The following is a 19,855-nucleotide window of genomic DNA, read 5'->3' as shown; positions in this document are numbered from 1 at the left end:
ATACAGCCCTTCCCAAAGCCGATCAAGAATTGTATGATGAAGATTTAAAACGTTTTCGTGATTATGTTAATACTTTGGATACGAGAGAGGCAAAAGGAAGGAAAAAAGGCAGGGAAGAAGGTATAGAGATAGGAGCAAAACTAAAAGCCATTGAAACAGCTAAAAATTTACTTTCTATGAATTTAACCATTGAGCAAGTGGCGAAAGGTACAGGCTTAACTATTGCTGAAGTAGAGGAGTTAATCAAAAAGTAGTACCTCACTGCTTAGTAATATTAAGTGAAGGTGTAACCTAGGGCTAATTTTTTTAAATGTTTCCAACCTACCACAATAAAAACAAAACCCTACAAGTCATCATACTAGAGAAAAAACGAATCAGTATAAGATTTCCAAACCCTAAAAACAGTATTTGAACTGCTTTTTTGAAAAATATTGGAGGCTTGACAACATTCGTATAAATTTTACAAAAGTAAGGTTTGCTTATTAAAGGCAACTTTGGTTTCTTTGGGCATTATTTAAGCTGACAAACGAAATATATCTAAACCATATCAACTGTTCTTGAAAAATCTAATTCCCACATACAGCCTTGATAGATTCAAGCCTATAGGAAATTCAAAGCACCCATTTCAAATTGAAGTGTTTGACGCCAATCGTCACTTTGAGGTACAATACCCTCATAAGCACGACTTTTTTGAGGTGTTGTTTTTGACGCAGGGATCAGGACTTCATGTCATTGACGACAACGAATATCGAATAGAACCTCCTTGTATGTTTTTTTTAAGTCCGGGTCAAGCACACAAACTGGAATTGTCAAAAGACATTGCGGGTTATATATTTCTGTTTACGGCTGAGTTTTATTTGATTGATAAGAGCAATAAAAACAAGTTACTTGAATTTCCATTCTTTTTTAATCTCAAACAGGAAAACCCTCCACTTAAATTAGAGGAACCTATGGATGTTGCTTTTCTCACACAGTTGTTTGTCAAAGGTTGTGATGAGATGGATCAGACAGATGTAGTTTCTCACGAAATGGCCAATTCGATTTTAGATTTGATCTTGAATACCTGTAATAAGATCTACCCTAAAGAACAACGTGCCATCGAAAAAGGCAAGGGACATCTGATAGTGAAAAGGTTTAGAGAACTAATTGAGGAAAAATACCAAGACAATTTATCGGTGAGAGATTTTGCGGAATTCCTCAATGTAACTGAAAATCACTTGACCCAAACGGTAAAAGGATTGACGGGGAAAACATCAAAAGAATTAATAAAAGATAAGCAAGTGCTTGAAATTAAGCGACTTCTGAAGCATACTGACATGACAGTGACGCAAATTTGTCACTATCTCAACTTCAAAGATCAATCTTATTTCAGTAAGTTTTTTAAGAAGTTGACCGGACAGACGCCAAATGCCTTTAGAGAGGAATCATTGAAAAGTACCTAAACTTTATTTAAAAACACCACAAACTTATTGATTATTCTACTCACATTTGTGATAGACAAAAAAGATATTCATTAAAAATATTTATATACCATGGCAAATTACTTTAATACACTTCCGTTAAGAGAGCAGTTACACCAACTGGGACAATGTGAATTTATGGACAGCTCAGAGTTCAGCGAAGGCGTTGAGGCTTTGAAAGGAAAGAAAATTGTAATCGTTGGTGCTGGTGCACAAGGATTGAACCAAGGTTTGAACATGAGAGACTCAGGTTTAGATATCTCTTATGCTTTAAGACAAGTAGCAATCGATGAGAAAAGAGCATCTTTTGTAAACACTTCTGAAGCTGGTTTTAAAGTAGGTACTTATGAAGAAGTAATTCCTACAGCTGATTTAGTAATCAACTTGACGCCAGACAAGCAACATACTAACGTAGTGGAGTCTGTAATGCCATTGATGAAACAAGGAGCTACATTATCTTACTCACACGGTTTCAACATCGTTGAGGAAGGAATGCAGATCAGAAAAGATTTAACAGTAATCATGGTAGCGCCTAAGTCTCCAGGATCTGAAGTAAGAGAAGAGTACAAGAGAGGATTTGGTGTTCCAACTCTAATCGCTGTACACCCAGAAAACGATCCAGAAGGTAAAGGTTGGGCACAAGCGAAAGCTTATGCAGTTGCAACTGGTGGAGATAGAGCTGGATGTTTGAAATCATCTTTCGTAGCTGAGGTGAAGTCAGATTTAATGGGTGAGCAAACTATCCTTTGTGGATTGTTACAAACTGGATCTATCCTTTGCTTCGACAAAATGGTTGAAAAAGGAATCGATGCAGGTTGGGCTGCTAAATTCATCCAATACGGATGGGAAGTAATCACTGAGTCATTAAAGCACGGTGGTGTATCAGGTATGTTAGATAGATTATCTAACCCTGCTAAAGTGAAATGTTTCGAAGTGTCTGAAGAATTAAAAGACATCATGAGACCATTATTCCAAAAGCACCAAGACGATATCATTTCAGGTGAATTCTCATCTACTATGATGAAAGACTGGGCTGAGGATGACAAAAACTTGTTGAACTGGAGAGCTTTAACTGGCGAGACAAACTTTGAGAAAACTGCTCCTGCTGATGTTGAGATCACTGAGCAAGAATTCTACGACAAAGGTTTATTGATGGTTGCTATGGTAAGAGCTGGTGTTGAATTGGCTTTCGAAACTATGGTAGAAGCGGGTATCATCGGTGAGTCAGCTTACTATGAGTCACTTCACGAAACTCCATTGATTGCTAACACAATCGCAAGAAAGAAATTGTTCGAAATGAACAGAGTAATTTCTGATACTGCGGAGTACGGTTGTTACTTATTTGATCATGCATGTAAGCCATTATTAGCGGACTTCATGAAAGGTGTTGAAGCTGATATTTGTGGTAAAGACTACAACGAAGGTAAAGACAACGGTGTAGACAACGTGACATTGATCAAAGTAAACGAAGCTTTAAGATCACACGAAATTGAGGCTGTGGGTTCAAGATTAAGAGGAGCAATGACTGCTATGAAGCAAATTGCTTTAGGATAAGGAATAATAATTATTTCTAATAATAAGAGGAAGGCTCCCATTTAGGGAGCCTTTTTTCTTTTAAAAGTACGATAAAACTAAGTACGCTGTAAACTAAATTATCGTCAAATTTCAGTCAATCTTTCTACAAGCAATTATAGGCTCTACTTTCAAGCTTCTTTCTTCTTCATTTTTCCATTGATGAAAAACGAAGCAAAAAATCTAGGCTTAGAAGTCAAAAGCTAAATTCCATTCCTCTCGCCTAAATGATTTTAAACTCGCTGCGCTCAAACAACAAAATCATTTTTAACGGCTCAATTCATGAAATTCTTCACGCTTTTCCCTTCAAGGCCGGGGAATTTACTGCTAGATGATTGTCTACAGATCAAAAGAAAAGTGTTTTATAATGATCTTTTAATGTACAGTTCTGTATGGACGTTTTAGTAAAACGTCCTTGCGAACCACAATACAGCATCATTTCCCCCAAAAAAGTAATCATATTAATTAACGTAAACTAAGTTTACGTATTTATATTGTTTAGAAATCAGGAGATTTCTGATGATTTGAAGGACACGAATGACGCTGACGTTTAACATTCGCACCATTGAGTTTTCTACCATTTTAGTTTGGTAGTTTTCCCCCTGGCATTGCCTTCTAAGCCTTGAATTTTTTGCTTCTTTTTGTGTTAAGACAAAATGAAGAAGAAAGAAGCTTGAAAGTAGAGCCTATAATTGCTTGTGAAACTTGAATAATTATGTAATACACTGTAAACTAAGTTAGTTGTTAGTTAAAATAATTTTCTTTTTATCTAGTGATTAATTATGAAAAAAATCAATGACTAAATAAATACCCTCAACACTCAAAGAGCGAAGAGGGTGATCAATTATTACTTGTTTACTACATTACTTTACGATCTTATTCCCAAACCAAAATGATAAAGGTTAAGACGATCATTACCATCGGTAATTTTAAATGAAACTGATTGTATTAAATCATCCATACGAATCGTTTGTCCATTTTTATAAAGAGTAATAGAGAAGTTGTTTTGAGAGGACTTATACTCTCTACCATCTACTTTTATGCTAAATTGATTACCTAAATCATTATCAAAAATTATTTTATTTTCTTTTCCTTCTTCCAATTCTTTTTCCAGTGTGATGGTGATCTCTACCTCTGAATCACCTCTATTTTTGAAATGCAATAGGCGTTCATTACCATTATTTTCAAGATCAAATTCCAATACATCTCCATCAATAACCCCTACAGCGTTTGGCATTTTTTTGCTGATAATAGTAGAATAATTACCGTCAATAGAGTTTCCTACTCTTAAATGTGCCCTTCCGTAAAGTGTACTTCCTAAGGCATCGGCCGTTTTAAAATAACCGTAAGGAGGATCACCTATTGTAATTTTTTGAGTATCAGATATTGTTGCGTTGATTTCAAAATCTTGTTTTATAGAAACCTCCGAAACAGCTTTCAAGTCATTACCATGGGAAGTAGCTAAGATTATCAGCTCAGGATTTTGGGGTTCAAATTCTAAAGTGAAATAATAGGGGCCGCCACCAGTAGTTCTATAACTAAATTTATCCATATCAATCAAAGGCATAGAATGAGTGGTTAGTGTCAATGCTTCTGAAGGACGTACATTTTGATTGATTTCACTCGGAATCACTCTGTAATAGTACTCAGTATTGGGTTCCAGATTCGTTGCATTTGCACCATAATATGAGGAATAACGGAAGGTCATGCTACTTGAAAATGATTCCTCCTTGGAAACTTCGAGTTCAATATCTAATTCATTATTGGGGTCAAATCCTTTTGGGAAATCAAGATTGAAAGATGCAAAAGAGATTTGCTCTTCACTCACTTTTGTGGTAGGAATAACAGGTTTTGTTTTATCCTCTATCATAAAGTTAACCATTGAATAATCGGAAGTACTCGTTGACTTTTCGGTTTTTGTATCAATAATTTCTGCTCTTACTCTGAAATGATATCGATGATTAAAAGGGATATTCTTAAACGTTACTTTCCCTTTACTGACATCACTTTCTGTACTATCAATTTCAATGGGAGACTCCGTTCTTTTTTTATCCATTTGATCAAAAATGACATCTGTATATTCTTGGTCCACCGCTAATTGGAAAGTGTAACTCTCGGCTGAACGGATATCCCATGTGAATATCGCTTTTTGATCTATGAGTTCGACATTTAAATTTTCAGGGGTCTTGGCGTGAATTGGTGTGACTTTATCTTCTTCTTTTGTACAGGAGAAAAACGTTGTTGTCAATACGATTGTAAATAGTAAAATAAAATTGTGTTTCATATCGATTTATTTGTGATTGATAACTATACAAACGCCCTTTTCAATGTTGTACTTTCCCCCAATACCATTTTTGATTTCCCCTAATACCGTTTCATTATAATTTTGAAAGAAAAGAGTTCTAGAAAAAGAATAAAACAGAATAATCATCTGAATTGAAGAATTATTAGTCAATAATCAGAATTTTATGGAAGTATTTTTAATTTTTATCTAAAAATAATTTCTTTTAAAGTTTTAGGTAATTTTGATAGATTATTTTAGAATTGAATGTGTTTTTAGGGTAATATTTTGTGATACTTTACTTGTGTTTATTTAATATAAAGAAGTACTCAACCGGTATAATAGTGTAAATATTCTTAATGCTAAATCAACCTTTAGTTTATATAATGAAAAATGATAATTTTGATTTCTAGTTATGAAATAGGGATTATATTATCCAACAATAAATTATACATACTACCATACATAAATATAATATAACCATGAAAGCACTTGTAAAGTCTAAAGCCGAAAAAGGCTTGTGGATGGAAGATGTTGCCATTCCTGAAGTAGGTCCAAATGATGTCCTAATTAAAGTATCGAAATCGTCTATTTGCGGTACAGATTTACATATCTATTTATGGGATGCTTGGGCACAACAAACAATTCGTGTAGGTCAGACAATTGGCCATGAATATGTAGGTCACGTGGCTGCATTTGGTAGTGAAGTAAAAGATTTTAAAGAAGGAGATCGAGTAACAGGTGAAGGGCATATTGCCTGTGGGCGTTGCCGTAACTGTAGAAGAGGAAGACAACACATTTGTGAAACTACAATTGGTATTGGAGTGAATACAGATGGATCTTTTGCAGAGTATGTAAAAGTTCCGGGATCTAATGTGATGAAAATCAATGAGCAAATTCCAGATGAGATTGTTTCTATCATGGATCCTCTTGGAAATGCAACACATACCGCACTTTCATTTCCGTTAATTGCCGAAGATGTATTAATTACAGGCTCTGGATTGATTGGTAGTATGGCTATTCAAGTGGCACGTTTTGCAGGAGCAAGGCATATTGTAGCCACCGAAATGAATGAATACAGAGCAGAGCTGGCGAAAAAAATGGGTGCGACAAGAGTAGTAAACCCTGCCAAAGAAGACCTGACTGAAGTCATGAAAGAACTAAACATGAGTGGCTTTGATATAGGTTTGGAATGTTCAGGCTCTCCAATTGCTTTCAATCAGTTGATTGACAAAATGTACAATTCCGGTAAAGTTTCTCTTCTAGGAATACTCCCTCAATCTGCACAAGTTGATTGGAACAAAATCATATTCAGAGGATTGACCCTAAAAGGTATCTATGGTCGTGAGATGTACGAGACATGGTATCAAATGGAACAAATGTTACTCTCAGGACTAGACGTTTCACCAATCATCACACACCGTTTTGGTATAGATGATTTCCAGAAGGGTTTTGATATAATGGAATCAGGGAATTGTGGTAAAGTCATTCTTAACTGGGATTAAATTACACGTAGGGGTAGACCTATGTGTCTACCCGCAAAAGAAAAAACAAATCTTTAAAATAACATCCACAATCTAATTATAAAAAAGAAATCATGAGCAAAAAAATATACGAAAGTCTGAAAGAGGACTTAAAACAAATTGAGGCAGATGGTCTTTATAAAAATGAAAGAATTATTACTTCACCTCAAGATGCAGAAATCACTTTAAATACAGGGCAAACCGTATTGAATTTCTGTGCCAATAACTATCTAGGGTTATCCAATCACCCACGATTAATTAAAGCAGCTAAAGACTCAATGGATACACATGGCTTTGGTATGTCTTCTGTTCGTTTTATTTGTGGAGCTACTGATTTACATAAAAAGTTAGAACAGAAAATTGCTGACTTCTTCGGAGCAGAAGATACCATTTTATACGCAGCTTGTTTTGATGCTAATGGAGGCGTTTTTGAGCCCCTATTAACAGCTGAAGATGCTATTATTTCAGATACTTTAAATCACGCTTCTATTATTGACGGCGTACGTTTATGTAAAGCAAAACGTTTCCGCTATGCAACTGCCGACATGGAAGATTTAGAAAAGCAGTTAATCGCAGCGCAAGAACAACGTTACAGAATCATTGTAACGGATGGTGTATTCTCTATGGATGGTCACGTGGCTCCAATGGATAAAATTGTGGAGTTGGCAGATAAATACGATGCATTAGTAATGGTCGACGAATGTCATTCTGCAGGTGTGGTTGGCAAAACAGGTAGAGGTGTTACTGAACACTTTGATATCAGAGGTAAAGTAGATATTATCACTGGTACTTTGGGTAAAGCGTTTGGTGGTGCTATTGGTGGTTTTACTACTGGTAAAAAAGAGGTAATTGAAATGTTACGTCAACGTTCGAGACCTTATTTATTCTCCAACTCAATTCCTCCATCAATTGCAGCAGCAGGTATTGAAATGTTTGAAATGATGGATACTACTGATGAATTGTCAGTACGTTTACATGAGAATACGGCTTTCTTTAAAGAGCAAATGTTAGCAGCCGGTTTCGATATCAAGCCAACAGAATCTGCAATTTGTGCAGTGATGCTTTATAATGCCGAGCTGTCTCAACGTTTTGCAGAGAAACTTTTAGAGAAAGGTATTTATGTTATCGGGTTCTTCTTCCCAGTAGTTCCAAAAGAACAAGCTAGAATTAGAGTTCAACTTTCTGCAGCCCATACACGTGAGCATTTAGAAAAAGCAGTAGAAGCTTTCACTGAAGTAGGAAAGGAACTTGGTGTTATCTAATCCGTTTTTTGATTCTTGTATAAAAGAATAAAAGCTATAGGATGGGAGAATTTATCTTCTCTATTCTATAGCTTTTTTTATTGAATTGTACTTTGATGGTAATAGCGTCAAGAATTTCATGTTATGACAAGTATTTTGAAGTATAAAAATTATTGTTACAAATAAATTTTGAGTGTTCATTTTACATTTTTATTGAAGAATGCTTACTTTTAAGAAGATTTTTTAGGACTACATTTAAATGCTTTAATACTAATTCATCATTCAAGTTTTCAAACCGGTGAAATTTAGTGTACAGTGTGCATCACTACTTAACAAACAACTTTATGCGATATATTCATTTGTTCATCTTAAATTTTATATTTTTATCCTCTACTCTTTATGCTCAAACTGATTATGTAAAAGGTATTTTAAAAACGAATCATAGTACTTTAAAAGGGTATGTACGGATATCAAAAAGTATTGGTCATGTGGTGAAGAATAGGTTTAAAACCACATCAGGGCATAAACAAATTATCAAGGACAAGACAAACTATGTTTCGGCGTCAGGTTATCAACAGAATGAGCTGAGTACTTCAATGATAAGGACCTACTATTTTCCTATAGAGGGTTTAGAGCAAAATATTTACTTTACTAGAGATTTAAGTGAACCTTCTCAAAGGTTACAGTCCTACAGGTGTAAGTCTTTTGAAGATGAACGAGGCAATTATTATGAGGTAGTGAAAGTACCACTCAATAATATGGTTACATCAAATGAAGAACCACGTAAAAAAATTGCTTTGATGGGACTCAGAATTGAAACTGGTATCATCAATATTTATCAATTACATTATCAAAAGAAGGAAATTTATGTATTAAAAAGGGAAGGTCGAGAAATTGTTTTTTCACCCAAAAAGAAAGAAATTGTTCCATTACTTCGCCGCTTTATGTACGATGATCCAGAGATGATTGAATTAGTAGAAGACGTAAAAAAATGGGATATTATTAAGGTTATGAACTTAGTAAGTTCTTACAACGCAAGAAATGTAAAAAGCATTCATCAATAAATGAGGTATAGCGTTTAAACTAAGATTTCCTCTACTTTCAATGACTGCAGGATGTAAAACGTCCTCACAAACCATAATGAATAATCAATTCTTTAATTTGCTTCAAACTAAATTTATCGCATAAATGAACTGTTGAATCTACATAAAACTGAAAATTATTTAATTACTTAAACTCATTAACATTGAATATGAAACTGCTCTTTCATTATACCGTTAATTCGAACGAATGAATAAAAATTGATTTATGAAAAATAATTACAGTGCTTCTTTTTATCATGGAGTATTGATTTCATTCCTAGTAGTACTTATCTCTTTGAATGAAACACAAGCACAAACCACCATTTTACAATTAGCAGGTTGGGATAATTCAGTTGAATTTTCAGCTTGGCAGCAATTAGGGAAAAGTGATTGTAGACATTGGTTGAATATTAGGGCGGGGGTAAACGATTGGATGTCTCCGGTTGCTGCTTCAGATGTCCACTCTACCAAAATGCAGGGTAACTATTCTCTTTCATTGGGCTATGGCTATCAACTGTCTGATAAGGTCATGCCTTATCTCACAATACGTAAGGATATGAATCGGTTAGAAAATATTGGTTTTGTCACGGGTATAGATATACAAACTAATAATCGATTTAATTATACCGTGGGCTTTACATCTACTCACGATATTAATAAAGATTGGAATAGGAGTAATGCTTGGGTAGATGTGTACTATAAGATCGGTAACAATGGATGGAAGATTGGTATGGAAGCAGCCGTGGATATGAATGGGGGAATTGGTTTTCTTTGGATGATCAATAAATCGATTAATTGGGCAAAACATTAGAGAGTACTTTTAATAATGTAATGACATAAAATTGAATAAATAAAAAATGCTATTTCTGTTACTCTTACTATGAATTAGATTTGTATGTGATTATTTACCATAGAGCCTTATCATAAGGATGCTTATGTATTTCAAAAGCTTAATGCTATACTCTTACAGTCAAGGTCATCAATTTTGATGGCCTTTTTCTTTTTTTACTTTTTTGATCTAAAAATTATACGAGTACCATTTGAACTTAAAAATGAAAAAAAATGTATGTAATAGTAGATAACCAAAAACTATTTTTAAAATGCGATTAAAAAAACACTACCACTGTAACTTTTGTGATTTTGATTTAGAAGAATTTCCAATCATCAAAATAACGACTAACGTACACGAACCTTCTGTAGAAGACATTTACGGCTATCAGATCTTGAAAAAGGAAATTTTTAACCAAATTGATCAGGAAGTTGTCTTCATTTTTGATACCACTTCTGTAAAATGGATGGGTGCAGAGGCAAGAATAGCCTTAGGTGAAGGTGTGAAAGATAGTGAAAAACACTATGCTCATATCATTAGAAAGGCTTATATGGTCATTCCAAACTTGGTGGCTAATATTCTTTTTAAGGGTGTCGTTTTAGTTTCCAATACTAAATTTAATTATTCAGTGCATAAAACTTTACAAGAAGCACATACTACTGCTAAGGAAGAATTAAGCGTTTTGGTTTAATTCAATCCTCGTACTTTACCCTAAAACTCATCAAATAGTTTTTAGGAATGAATTTTAATTTTGTTCTAATTTCATCCCTGTATTGAACTAGCTCAGGGTAATTATAAAAAAATGCAACTTTCTGTTCTTTGATCGTATTGCCACTTTTGATTTCATCAAGTACAAAATACGTCCATGATTCTGCTATGTCCTCTTCAGGGCTTTCTGCGGCATAATCAGTTACAAAAGACCTTGGAGTATCTAAGTAAAAATCAAACAGTCTTTTTTCCTTTTTCTTCTGATTTTTCATTTGATCAATTTTATCCCATTGAAAAAGAATTTCATCAGGCCAAAATTGGGTCACAAATGCTTGTAAATAGCTATCCTTACGAGCATAGCCTTCAGAGGTGAGGTATCCTTTGGTGTCATCCTGATATTCATCGTTGGTAGGTTCTATTTGAGTGATGTTTAAAGTGAGTAGATGTCCAAATTCATGAATCAGGGTATGCTGATAATCTAAAATTTTGCTCTCATCAGTTTCTTCCAAATTTAAATCAGCAATATCAATTTCTAATTGCCAATCTTTGTTACTTTCATTCATTAGTGTCATTCCGCCCAAATCTCCTTCTTCTCCATCGGTATATATTCGAAAGCAATGAACATATTCTTTCGTTAAATCATGGGGCAAAAGTTCATTGATAAAATTCCAATATTGTACTCCTAACGTATTGTTATATTGACTACCCGTTATTATTTCTCCCTTCTGAACTTCCCATATACCAACATCTTTTCCGATTTTCTTTTGAGCAAATACGTTGATGGATAAAAATAATAGGATAAAAGCTACGCCAATTTTCATAATAGGTTAATCAATAATGTTTTGAAATAGATTCTTTTTAGATAAAACTTATGTACTTTAATTTAAGAAAAACGAGAAAAATAAAGTATAACCATATGATGAACCTTTGTTGTTTTTGATTGAAAAAGAAAATCCCCTTCCCGAAATCCAATGAATGGAAATGGAAAGGGGTAAGTAGTCACAAGAATTATTTATTCTATTTATCGAAGTTCTTCGTCATATGCGATATAGTAACCTGCTCCATAGGTTGAGCAGTAATACACTCCTTTTTTGTGATAGTCAATTTCAAGGGCATTGATTCTGTCCGATTGAATATTGCCTGTATTGATTTTTTTCCAAGTCTTACCTCCGTCTAGCGATCTGTAAATACCTGGGTTCATCATTCCCATTGTTCCATCTGATGGAATTGCGGCAAGAATAATGTTAGGATCGTATTTAGCAGTAGTGACTAAGCTGGCAAACTTATAAGGAATAATCTGTTTCCAATTTCCATTTGATCTTACCCAAACACCACCATTTTTATGATTTCCATTAAACGTTCCTGCAGTGATATACATCTTATTATCTTTTGAAAAATGAATATCATGAACACTTACAATTCCTTTTGGTAAGTCAACTGCTTCCCAAGTTGTAGACTTCTTGTTCAATTTAAATAATCCACCCGGCTGATTCTTTTTACCCATTACAGCGGCATATAAATCCCCTTTATTCGCAGGGTCATACTCAATTTTTTGAACGTGTCCTTTCAATGGTAAACCTTCATTAATCACCTCAAATGTGTTTCCTGCGTCTTTTGTTCTATACACGCCAAAATCTTTAAATTTTCCTCCTTTGAATTTCACATTATGTACCACTCTTTTTTGAGGGATGATAAAGTAGAGGTGATCATTTTCAACAGGATCAATACGTAAATGACTTTGGTGAATGATCATATTTAGAGGATTACCTAATTTTTTAGGATCGAAAATTCTACCTTTTGGCGTCCAGTTTTGACCTCCATCTTTGGTTTCCATCATCTGACCAAAATACGCTTGTCTGAAGAATAAAGCGTACATATGGTTTACATCATTAGGGTCAATGGCCATCGTTCCAACAGAGCATTCAGCAGGTTTTTGTTTATTTGGAATGCTGATTTTATATACCGCCTGAGCATCTTTTCTTACTAAATCACCATCATTGGTAGTTTTGAAAATTGAGTTTTCACCCGCACATAAATAAAGGTGATCTTTGATACGCTCATCTTGAATAATCTCTTCTCCTGGCAAGTTACTGTTGCCAGCACCTACCCAATGATGATTTCCTGGCTTCGTTTCCTTCTCATCATTCTCCAGCCAAGTATCCCCGTTATCATTTGAAACGCAAACCACTTTTGCCACTTGATACATGATCGTTGTACCATCAGCATTGAATCCTGCTACTGCACCTGCTTTACGATCGTAAGCATCACGTTCTTCCCATTCATCTTGACCAACCCAATCTACATTGATGGAAGTTGGATTATTTCTAGCTTCCCAATTGGCTTTGTCTCTACCGTTCCAATCTTTACCATTTCTGAGTGTTACGTACCAATGTTTACCACCGTCATCAGAACGCCAAAGCATACCGCCAGGGAATGTGAATTGTGATTTATAATTGTTGATCACCAATAAGTGATTCGGATTAGTGGGGTTGACACGGATCATACTCACTGAATGCATCAATTGATCTGGAGCCTTAGGATATTTCTCTTTTGCTACTTGAGCAGTAATGCCAAACCATTTCCCTAAGGCAAATTTATAATACCCTTTTTGAATGTTAGGGTTCTTCAAAATCGCTTTATTGATAGGCATATCAGAGTTGATATTTACCCATGATTCTCCTTCGTCTTCACTCTTATAAACACCACCGTTGTAGGCAATTGTGTTTCCATTTGGAATGTATTTTACAAGGTCAATGGCGTATAAAATCACTTTTTTAGATTGGGCGTTATAATACATATCCATTGAGCGGATAATATCATTGTCCATACCATTTTTTACTTTTTGCTTCCATGATTTACCTGCATTTTCAGAGATGTATAAGCCAAAAGTAGTAGCGGCAAATACTTTCTTAGGTTGGGCAGGGTGAACAAAAATTCTTGTGATTTGAGCTTTAGGATTGATGCCTTTTGGTGTAATACTTTTCCAAGTTTGACCTTTATCTGTACTTTTCCAGATTCTCGCTTGATGCCCGTAATCAGGGTTGCCGTCATTTCCTTTGCCTGCTTTTCCAACTTTTACTTTAGAACCAAAAACACCGTGAGGATGCTTGTTGGTATGGAAAAAGTGGTTGGAATCTCTAATATTACCTGATCCTGCATACCAAATGTTGTCGTTGGTAGGATCAACTTTAATCGTGTTCACATGAATATTTTCAAACTGAGCACTGACCAATTCATTGATTTCCCATGTCTTTCCTTTGTCGTAAGTAAAGTACATGAAATTGGCATCTTCAATCGTACAAATACCAAAGTTTTCATCCTGTCTTGAGAACTCAGGAGAATAGATTTCAACCGGACCTCTTCTTCTTGTTCTATATGATGGGCCGTCTGGATCCATAATGCCTTCATACGTTTCACCACGGTCGGTTGAGCGGTAAGAGTTACCCATATTCGGGCCTTGGTAAACAGTGTTAGGGTCGGTAGGGTGCCAATAAATATGGTAATTATTTCCTGATCCACCAGGGCCGAATTGTTGCCATTTTACCGTAGGAGTGGACTCAATACGGGTGTTATCCAGCTTAGAAAAATCAACATTCCCCTGAGCGAATAGTAGCGAAGTCATCAATAGAAATATATTGAATAAAACTGTCTTCTTCATTTCAAAAATATCTTTTAAGTAGTCTGTTGTTTTGTGTCTTATTTATTGTTCTAAACTAACGCGGTGAATATTTTAACTAAAAGTCGGAGACTTCACTTGATCTCTCAAGCACAAATGACGCTGTCGCTTAACATTTGCGCTAGAAATACAGAAGCCGAATCACTGGCGCGGATGTTAAGCGTAAGCGTCATCCGTGCCTAATGATCATCAGAAATCTCTGATTTCTAATAAAATTGTATGCTTTAGTTCAGAATACTTCTAAGTTAATTAAAGTGATTCTTAGGCTTTTTCCCTTTCATCTGCTCCTCATAAGTACCTCTTAAAAATGGTTTTTTGTCTTCAGCAGAAGAATTTCTGTCGAACAATACACCATACTTTTGGTAATCATGATAAGGCACTGCATTTTCTTTCAACTGTTGCACTTGAGCATCATACAATGCTCTCATTTTGTGCAGTTGTTTTTGGTATTTCTTCTCAGAAATCACATTCGTCATTTCTAAGCGATCTTTCCCGACATAATACAATTCTTCAGTGGGTTTCATACGCTCATCTTCGTATTGCCAATAGATGTATTTCCAGTCTTTTGTGACTACTGACATCTCTTGAATTTCGTCATTGCCGAAGAAGTTCATCAATGGAATATGATCTCTTTTGATTCCTTTTTTCTTATTCATTAATGGAATAAGGTTTTCACCGTCCATATTATTCGGTACATCTAAACCAGCCATTGTTAAGATGGTAGGAGCGATGTCAATACTTGAAGTAATGGTTTCTCTTTGACCTCCTTTTGCTTTCATTCTTGGGTCAAAAATCAATAAAGGAGATTTAGAAGCCTCTTCATAAGGCAATACTTTTCCGCCTAAATTATGAGCACCACAACTGTAACCGTTGTCACCCGCATAAATGATAATGGTATTTTCATCCACTCCCAATTCTTCTAAAGATTTACGAATCATACCAATCGCATAGTCAACTCCATGAATGAGTTGGTTATAACGTTTAATAGCTTCTTGGTAGTTTTCTTCCGTATCTCTCCAAAACTCATATTGTTTGTACTGTCTACCTGTTTTGGCTTGAGGAGCTAAATGTTCACCATTTTCAGCACCATAGTTGGCCGGTTTTTTATATTTTTTTCCTTCATAAACGGCATCAAAATAGACATCAGGTGTGAAAGGAAGGTGAGGAGCTTTGAAGCTGATCGACATGCAGAAAGGTTTACCAGAATCTTTTGCCTCTGCAATAAAATCATGTGCCCAAGCGGCATACGCTCTTGTACTATGAGGGTATTTATCAGCGTATTTTTTAATGTATTTATTCTTGGCTGTTTGGTATTTGGTTTGACCTAAACCACCTGCCCAAACATCAAATTGATCTACAGGAAGTACGTCCCAGCTTTTATCAGAAGGATCAGTACCATCAGAAACAGCAAAACCAAATTTACCTGCAAAGCCTGTAAAGTAGCCTGCATCACGGAGGATCATAGGGAATGACTTTTGGAAAGTCGACTTTCTCATTGGTCCATGCTCAAAATTACAACCTGTTTTGTATTCAAACATCCCCGTCATGTAGATCGCTCTACTAGCCATACAGATAGAAGTGGTGTTGTAGTGATTCATAAATTGAACACCAGTTTCAGCCAATTTATCCATATTAGGCGTCACCACTTGATCATTACCATAACAGCCTGTAGCGATGCTTGTGTGATCGTCAGAAAGTAAGAAGATGATATTCGGGCGTTTGTTTTCTTGAGCAGATAGTGAGCCTATCGTACCGAATAAAATCACCCATTGAAGTAAATATTTTAGTTTCATTGCTTATTTCTCTTTTGATATATAAACATAAAATGCTGAAATGTCTTTTTTATTCTCATCGGTGAATTTCCCCACCAATCTTGCTTTTCCTTCATTCAAATAAACTCTAAATGAAGTTCCTTTTGAGGTCATATCTACATCTTGCTTTACTCTTAATGCATCGATCTCCAACATTGCTTTTTTAAGAGGCATTACTCTACCTTCGGGGCGAGCGATGTACCAAGGTTGGGACGTTCCAAGAGCTTCTACTTCTGAATCAAAACTTAACCCAGACTCTTTTGGCCATCTTGATAAAGTGATAGTATAATACCCTTCTTCTTGCACATCAATAGTCCAAAAACCATCATCTGTCAAAGCCGGTTTTTTACCACTTAATGGATCACGAATCAGGTCTTGATTCCACGCTAAAGGTTTATCCGAATGAATATCATGCACCGTTAATGCCGTTTCCTCAATTCCATCAACACCTACTTTATAATACTCAAATTTACTGAAGTCTTTGGAAACATGCTCCCACCATCTTTCATAAGCATTTCTCATTTCCTTTACTTTCTCAGGATGAGCAGACGCAATATCATTTTCTTGCCCTACATCTTCTCGGATATTATAAAGTTCTTTCCCATTAATCAAACGCCAATCATTGTCCATTACAGCACTTAATTTCCATTTGACAGGATGTTGTGTTTTATTCTTATCCAATACAGCATATCGAGATGCCCAGTCTTTTCCATCACCATAAATCAGTGGGGAAACATTTTTACCATCGTATTCCGTATCCTTCGGTTTTTCTAATCCACAAAGCTCAATTAAAGTCGGTAAAACATCATAACTCATCACTAGCTGATCAATGGTCTTGCCCTTTTTCAGTTTGCCATTTTTCCAATACATAAAGAATGGTACTCTGTGTCCGCCATCATAATGCGAGCTTTTCAAGCCTTTCATATTGGCATTAAAACCGTATTCTTTACCATCAATTTTTCTCCAACCGTATTGTGTACCGTTATCTGTTGTAAAGATCAAAATGGTATTGTCAGCGATTTTAAGCTCTTTCAACTTCTTCTCTAATCGAGTAATATTGTCATCAATATTGGTGATCATACCATAATACGCTTTTTGAAAATCCAAAAGATCATCCTCATCTTTATAAAGGTTATAATACTCTTCAGGAACGTTAAGCGGACCATGAGGAGCGTTTGTAGAAAGGTATAAAAAGAAAGGTTGATCTTTTTTCTCTTCCATATATTTCATGGCCTCATCAAAGAACACATCTGTACAGTAACCTTTGAAACGTTCCGGCTTTCCATTTCTTAAGTACACATCATCAAAATAGTCGTTGTCCCAGAAATCGGGAGTTTGCCCAATTCCGCCGGCACTATGATATAAAGCCGTTTCAAAACCTCTATTCTCTGGTAAATAAGGGTAGGCATCACCCAAGTGCCACTTCCCAAAAAGAGCTGTAGCATATCCATTGTCTTGGAAAACTTGAGGCATGGCGGTGAATTTCTCTCTTAATAAATTACAGCCCGCAATTGTATGCCAAACACCTGCTCTATGTCCTTCCATACCTGTCATCAGAGCTGACCTAGAAGGAGCACAAGTAGACCCAGCATGGAAATTGTCAAAAGCAACGCCTTGATTTTTTAATTGATCCATAGCAGGTGTTTTGATGATTTTATTACCATGAGCGGCAATGTCACCATAACCCTGATCGTCCGTAATGATTATAATTACATTAGGTTTATCTGTAGGTTTCTTATCATCTGACCTTACTTCTTTATGGAAGACCATTAGAGCAAATAGGCCAAACAAAAGTTTATTCCATGTTCTCATTCGACATTTCATTTCAATTGTTCGAAGAATAATAATTTATGTTGGCAAGGTAGTGTGACAACAACACCTCATTTGTGTACTCTTATGTTAGAAATGACCAATTAATTTTATTACCTCCTAATTTTTAGTTTTTACACCCTTTTTTACAGAAAATATCCTCATGATTTTCATTTCAAATATGATTATTTACAGATTATGCCTTTTTTTGTATTGAAATTAACCATTATAATCTAAGCAGATTCAACCAAAATGACTCCTAAATATATTATCAGTTCATGCCTTGTGGGTGTAAAATGTAGATACAATGCCACTTGTTCATCTACCGTCAATTTAGAAAAAATGATTGAAACAGGTGAAGCAATTCCAGTTTGTCCAGAAGTGATTGCTGGTCTACCGACACCAAGAGAACCTGTAGAAATTCAACAAACAGATAACGGTATAAAGGTAACAAGCAAGCAAGGGAATGAATACACCCAACAGTTTTTGAATGCAGCAGATGAGGTATTAAAAATCTGTAAGGAAAATAATATTACGGATGCGATTTTGCAGGCAAGAAGCCCTTCGTGTGGGTTTGGAAAAATCTATGATGGTACTTTTTCTGGTAAATTGATTGAAGGGAATGGGGTAGTGGCCGATAAACTTTTTAAAAATGGAGTGAATGTGGTGACGGATGAGGAGTTTAAAAAGTAAGTTTGAATCCTTCATAAACCCGTTAATTAGTTCATGCGTTTGTGAAGCGGATAAGATAATAGATTATTTCTCTGAGTTATTAATGCAAACTATGAGATACAAGGTTATAATCTGTTCATTTACTATTTTTTGGTTGACATCATGCGGTCTTAAAACTGATGCAGAATTTGGACGTATTAATTCGGCTTACGAATACTTTCCAATAGATCTTGATACAATGAAATCTTACCGTCATTTGATTAATATTGTTGAAGAGAGGTCATGTGAGGACATATCATCAACATTAATTTTGAGGACTGATACGATTAATTACAAGCTACATCTAAATAATTTTTGTGTAAGTGAAGTTTGTTCATATATCAAAAGAAGGAATACTTTGCATCTAAAAAATGATAGTATTCATAAAATACTATTCAAAAGAACGCTATCATATCATCAAGATCAGCTAAAAGAAGTTTTGGAGATGGAAATCAACAATAAAAACAAACAAAATGAACTAGCCGAAGACATTTCTAAGTTGATACTTTTTTATGCTCAAGATGATTCATCATTGTCTATTACAAAGTCAAAATTGATTCACCTTATGAATGTTTATTCTAGGGTAGAGGACGATTCTACAAGTTTGAATGTTTTTCTTCAATAGGCTATTATTATCTTTTCCCTTATAATTCCATTAAATAGTGATGGGAGTGAGTGTTCATAATTTTCTAAATTATTCTTTCCCAATAATCTTTTTTCGGTGTTCAACCCCCCAATTGTATAATGCTATAATAATATCTCTGCTACTTTCACCATAAGGTGTGATACGATACCGAATAGTGACAGGTCTTGTATCTATTACTTCTCTCTCAACCAACTGATTTAACTCTAATTCTTTTAATTCTTTCGACAACATTTTAGAAGTAATCCCTTTTACAGATTCTTTTAATAGTTTAAAGCTACATTCATCGTAGTACATTAATACACTGATAATCTGTATTTTCCATTTGCCTTGGAAAATATCAAGAGTATCTCTTACAGGCATTAATTTACCCAGGCATTCCTTCGGCGTTTTATATCTTTTTTCCATTATTTATCAAAGTAAGTATCCTCAAGTATACTAGTATCTTTTGTATACTTAGTTGCTAAAATAAATCATCTCTCCTAGTTTTACAAGCGTAATCAAACATA

The 19,855-nt window shown here is 35.1% G+C and carries 15 protein-coding genes and 1 pseudogene; 10 read left to right on the top strand and 6 right to left on the bottom strand.

Annotated elements, in window-relative coordinates:
- From PL77_RS32015 to ilvC, 3 genes and pseudogenes are all read left to right on the top strand, one after another.
- Positions 1-254, top strand: a pseudogene (locus PL77_RS32015) (hypothetical protein); the annotation flags it as partial.
- 303 nt (positions 255-557) lie between these two features.
- Positions 558-1,442 carry an AraC family transcriptional regulator gene (locus PL77_RS15695; protein ID WP_044207229.1) on the top strand — a complete coding sequence of 295 codons (885 nt, stop codon included), beginning with the start codon at positions 558-560 and terminating at the stop codon, positions 1,440-1,442.
- A gap of 90 nt (positions 1,443-1,532) precedes the next feature.
- On the top strand, positions 1,533-3,014 hold the full coding sequence (gene ilvC / locus PL77_RS15690; RefSeq protein ID WP_044207226.1) for a ketol-acid reductoisomerase: 1,482 nt from the start codon (positions 1,533-1,535) through the stop codon (positions 3,012-3,014).
- Positions 3,015-3,900: 886 nt separating this feature from the next.
- Here ilvC and PL77_RS15685 read toward each other — a convergent pair.
- On the bottom strand, positions 3,901-5,316 hold the full coding sequence (locus tag PL77_RS15685; protein WP_044207224.1) for a hypothetical protein: 1,416 nt from the start codon (positions 5,314-5,316) through the stop codon (positions 3,901-3,903).
- 479 nt (positions 5,317-5,795) lie between these two features.
- On the opposite strand from PL77_RS15685, the gene tdh reads away from it, so the two are divergent.
- The 5 genes from tdh (at position 5,796) to PL77_RS15660 (ending at position 10,679) form a co-directional block, all read left to right on the top strand.
- The gene (gene tdh / locus PL77_RS15680; protein ID WP_044207221.1) at positions 5,796-6,818 is read left to right on the top strand and encodes an L-threonine 3-dehydrogenase; all 1,023 of its coding nucleotides are present in this window, start codon (positions 5,796-5,798) and stop codon (positions 6,816-6,818) included.
- Positions 6,819-6,910: 92 nt separating this feature from the next.
- The gene (gene kbl / locus PL77_RS15675; RefSeq protein ID WP_044207219.1) at positions 6,911-8,098 is read left to right on the top strand and encodes a glycine C-acetyltransferase; all 1,188 of its coding nucleotides are present in this window, start codon (positions 6,911-6,913) and stop codon (positions 8,096-8,098) included.
- Positions 8,099-8,421: 323 nt separating this feature from the next.
- Positions 8,422-9,141: a hypothetical protein gene (locus PL77_RS15670; protein ID WP_044207216.1), complete on the top strand. Its 720-nt coding sequence runs from the start codon at positions 8,422-8,424 to the stop codon at positions 9,139-9,141.
- A gap of 244 nt (positions 9,142-9,385) precedes the next feature.
- Entirely contained in the window at positions 9,386-9,970 is a 585-nt protein-coding gene (locus tag PL77_RS15665) for a hypothetical protein (protein WP_044207214.1), read from the top strand.
- Between the two features lie 289 nt (positions 9,971-10,259).
- A complete protein-coding gene (locus PL77_RS15660) occupies positions 10,260-10,679 on the top strand; it encodes a hypothetical protein (protein ID WP_044207211.1) in 420 nt (139 codons plus the stop codon).
- A gap of 1 nt (position 10,680) precedes the next feature.
- Here the strand turns inward: PL77_RS15660 and PL77_RS30680 are convergent, their stop codons facing one another.
- The 4 genes from PL77_RS30680 to PL77_RS15640 all read right to left on the bottom strand — a co-directional run bounded on the left by PL77_RS30680 (position 10,681) and on the right by PL77_RS15640 (position 17,995).
- Positions 10,681-11,517: a putative zinc-binding metallopeptidase gene (locus PL77_RS30680; protein WP_052444472.1), complete on the bottom strand. Its 837-nt coding sequence runs from the start codon at positions 11,515-11,517 to the stop codon at positions 10,681-10,683.
- A gap of 200 nt (positions 11,518-11,717) precedes the next feature.
- On the bottom strand, positions 11,718-14,354 hold the full coding sequence (locus PL77_RS15650) for a hypothetical protein (RefSeq protein ID WP_156152391.1): 2,637 nt from the start codon (positions 14,352-14,354) through the stop codon (positions 11,718-11,720).
- 263 nt (positions 14,355-14,617) lie between these two features.
- On the bottom strand, positions 14,618-16,165 hold the full coding sequence (locus PL77_RS15645; RefSeq protein ID WP_044207206.1) for a sulfatase: 1,548 nt from the start codon (positions 16,163-16,165) through the stop codon (positions 14,618-14,620).
- Between the two features lie 3 nt (positions 16,166-16,168).
- Positions 16,169-17,995 (bottom strand): arylsulfatase, encoded by a 1,827-nt coding sequence (locus PL77_RS15640; protein ID WP_082026575.1) that lies wholly within the window; start codon positions 17,993-17,995, stop codon positions 16,169-16,171.
- Between the two features lie 249 nt (positions 17,996-18,244).
- Here PL77_RS15640 and PL77_RS15635 point away from each other — a divergent pair, with 249 nt between their 5' ends.
- Together PL77_RS15635 and PL77_RS15630 are read left to right on the top strand one after the other, a co-directional pair.
- Positions 18,245-18,685: a DUF523 domain-containing protein gene (locus PL77_RS15635; protein ID WP_044207202.1), complete on the top strand. Its 441-nt coding sequence runs from the start codon at positions 18,245-18,247 to the stop codon at positions 18,683-18,685.
- Between the two features lie 91 nt (positions 18,686-18,776).
- Positions 18,777-19,328 carry a hypothetical protein gene (locus PL77_RS15630; protein WP_156152389.1) on the top strand — a complete coding sequence of 184 codons (552 nt, stop codon included), beginning with the start codon at positions 18,777-18,779 and terminating at the stop codon, positions 19,326-19,328.
- Between the two features lie 69 nt (positions 19,329-19,397).
- Here PL77_RS15630 and PL77_RS15625 read toward each other — a convergent pair whose 3' ends face one another.
- On the bottom strand, positions 19,398-19,754 hold the full coding sequence (locus PL77_RS15625; protein WP_044207197.1) for a helix-turn-helix domain-containing protein: 357 nt from the start codon (positions 19,752-19,754) through the stop codon (positions 19,398-19,400).
- Positions 19,755-19,855 lie beyond the last annotated feature (101 nt).

This window comes from Flammeovirga sp. OC4 (genome assembly GCF_000812565.1).
In the GTDB taxonomy this organism is placed as follows: domain Bacteria; phylum Bacteroidota; class Bacteroidia; order Cytophagales; family Flammeovirgaceae; genus Flammeovirga.
The sequence above is the reverse complement of the archived record's forward strand: the minus strand, read 5'-3'. Positions and strand labels throughout refer to the sequence as shown.

Bases quoted from the DNA above. Each gene is read 5' to 3' on its own strand.
- ilvC (WP_044207226.1), top strand. From the start codon at position 1,533: ATGGCAAATTACTTTAATACACTTCCGTTAAGAGAGCAGTTACACCAA.
- PL77_RS15685 (WP_044207224.1), bottom strand. From the start codon at position 5,316: ATGAAACACAATTTTATTTTACTATTTACAATCGTATTGACAACAACG.
- tdh (WP_044207221.1), top strand. From the start codon at position 5,796: ATGAAAGCACTTGTAAAGTCTAAAGCCGAAAAAGGCTTGTGGATGGAA.
- kbl (WP_044207219.1), top strand. From the start codon at position 6,911: ATGAGCAAAAAAATATACGAAAGTCTGAAAGAGGACTTAAAACAAATT.
- PL77_RS15670 (WP_044207216.1), top strand. From the start codon at position 8,422: ATGCGATATATTCATTTGTTCATCTTAAATTTTATATTTTTATCCTCT.
- PL77_RS15665 (WP_044207214.1), top strand. From the start codon at position 9,386: ATGAAAAATAATTACAGTGCTTCTTTTTATCATGGAGTATTGATTTCA.
- PL77_RS15660 (WP_044207211.1), top strand. From the start codon at position 10,260: ATGCGATTAAAAAAACACTACCACTGTAACTTTTGTGATTTTGATTTA.
- PL77_RS30680 (WP_052444472.1), bottom strand. From the start codon at position 11,517: ATGAAAATTGGCGTAGCTTTTATCCTATTATTTTTATCCATCAACGTA.
- PL77_RS15650 (WP_156152391.1), bottom strand. From the start codon at position 14,354: ATGAAGAAGACAGTTTTATTCAATATATTTCTATTGATGACTTCGCTA.
- PL77_RS15645 (WP_044207206.1), bottom strand. From the start codon at position 16,165: ATGAAACTAAAATATTTACTTCAATGGGTGATTTTATTCGGTACGATA.
- PL77_RS15640 (WP_082026575.1), bottom strand. From the start codon at position 17,995: ATGAGAACATGGAATAAACTTTTGTTTGGCCTATTTGCTCTAATGGTC.
- PL77_RS15635 (WP_044207202.1), top strand. From the start codon at position 18,245: ATGACTCCTAAATATATTATCAGTTCATGCCTTGTGGGTGTAAAATGT.
- PL77_RS15630 (WP_156152389.1), top strand. From the start codon at position 18,777: ATGAGATACAAGGTTATAATCTGTTCATTTACTATTTTTTGGTTGACA.
- PL77_RS15625 (WP_044207197.1), bottom strand. From the start codon at position 19,754: ATGGAAAAAAGATATAAAACGCCGAAGGAATGCCTGGGTAAATTAATG.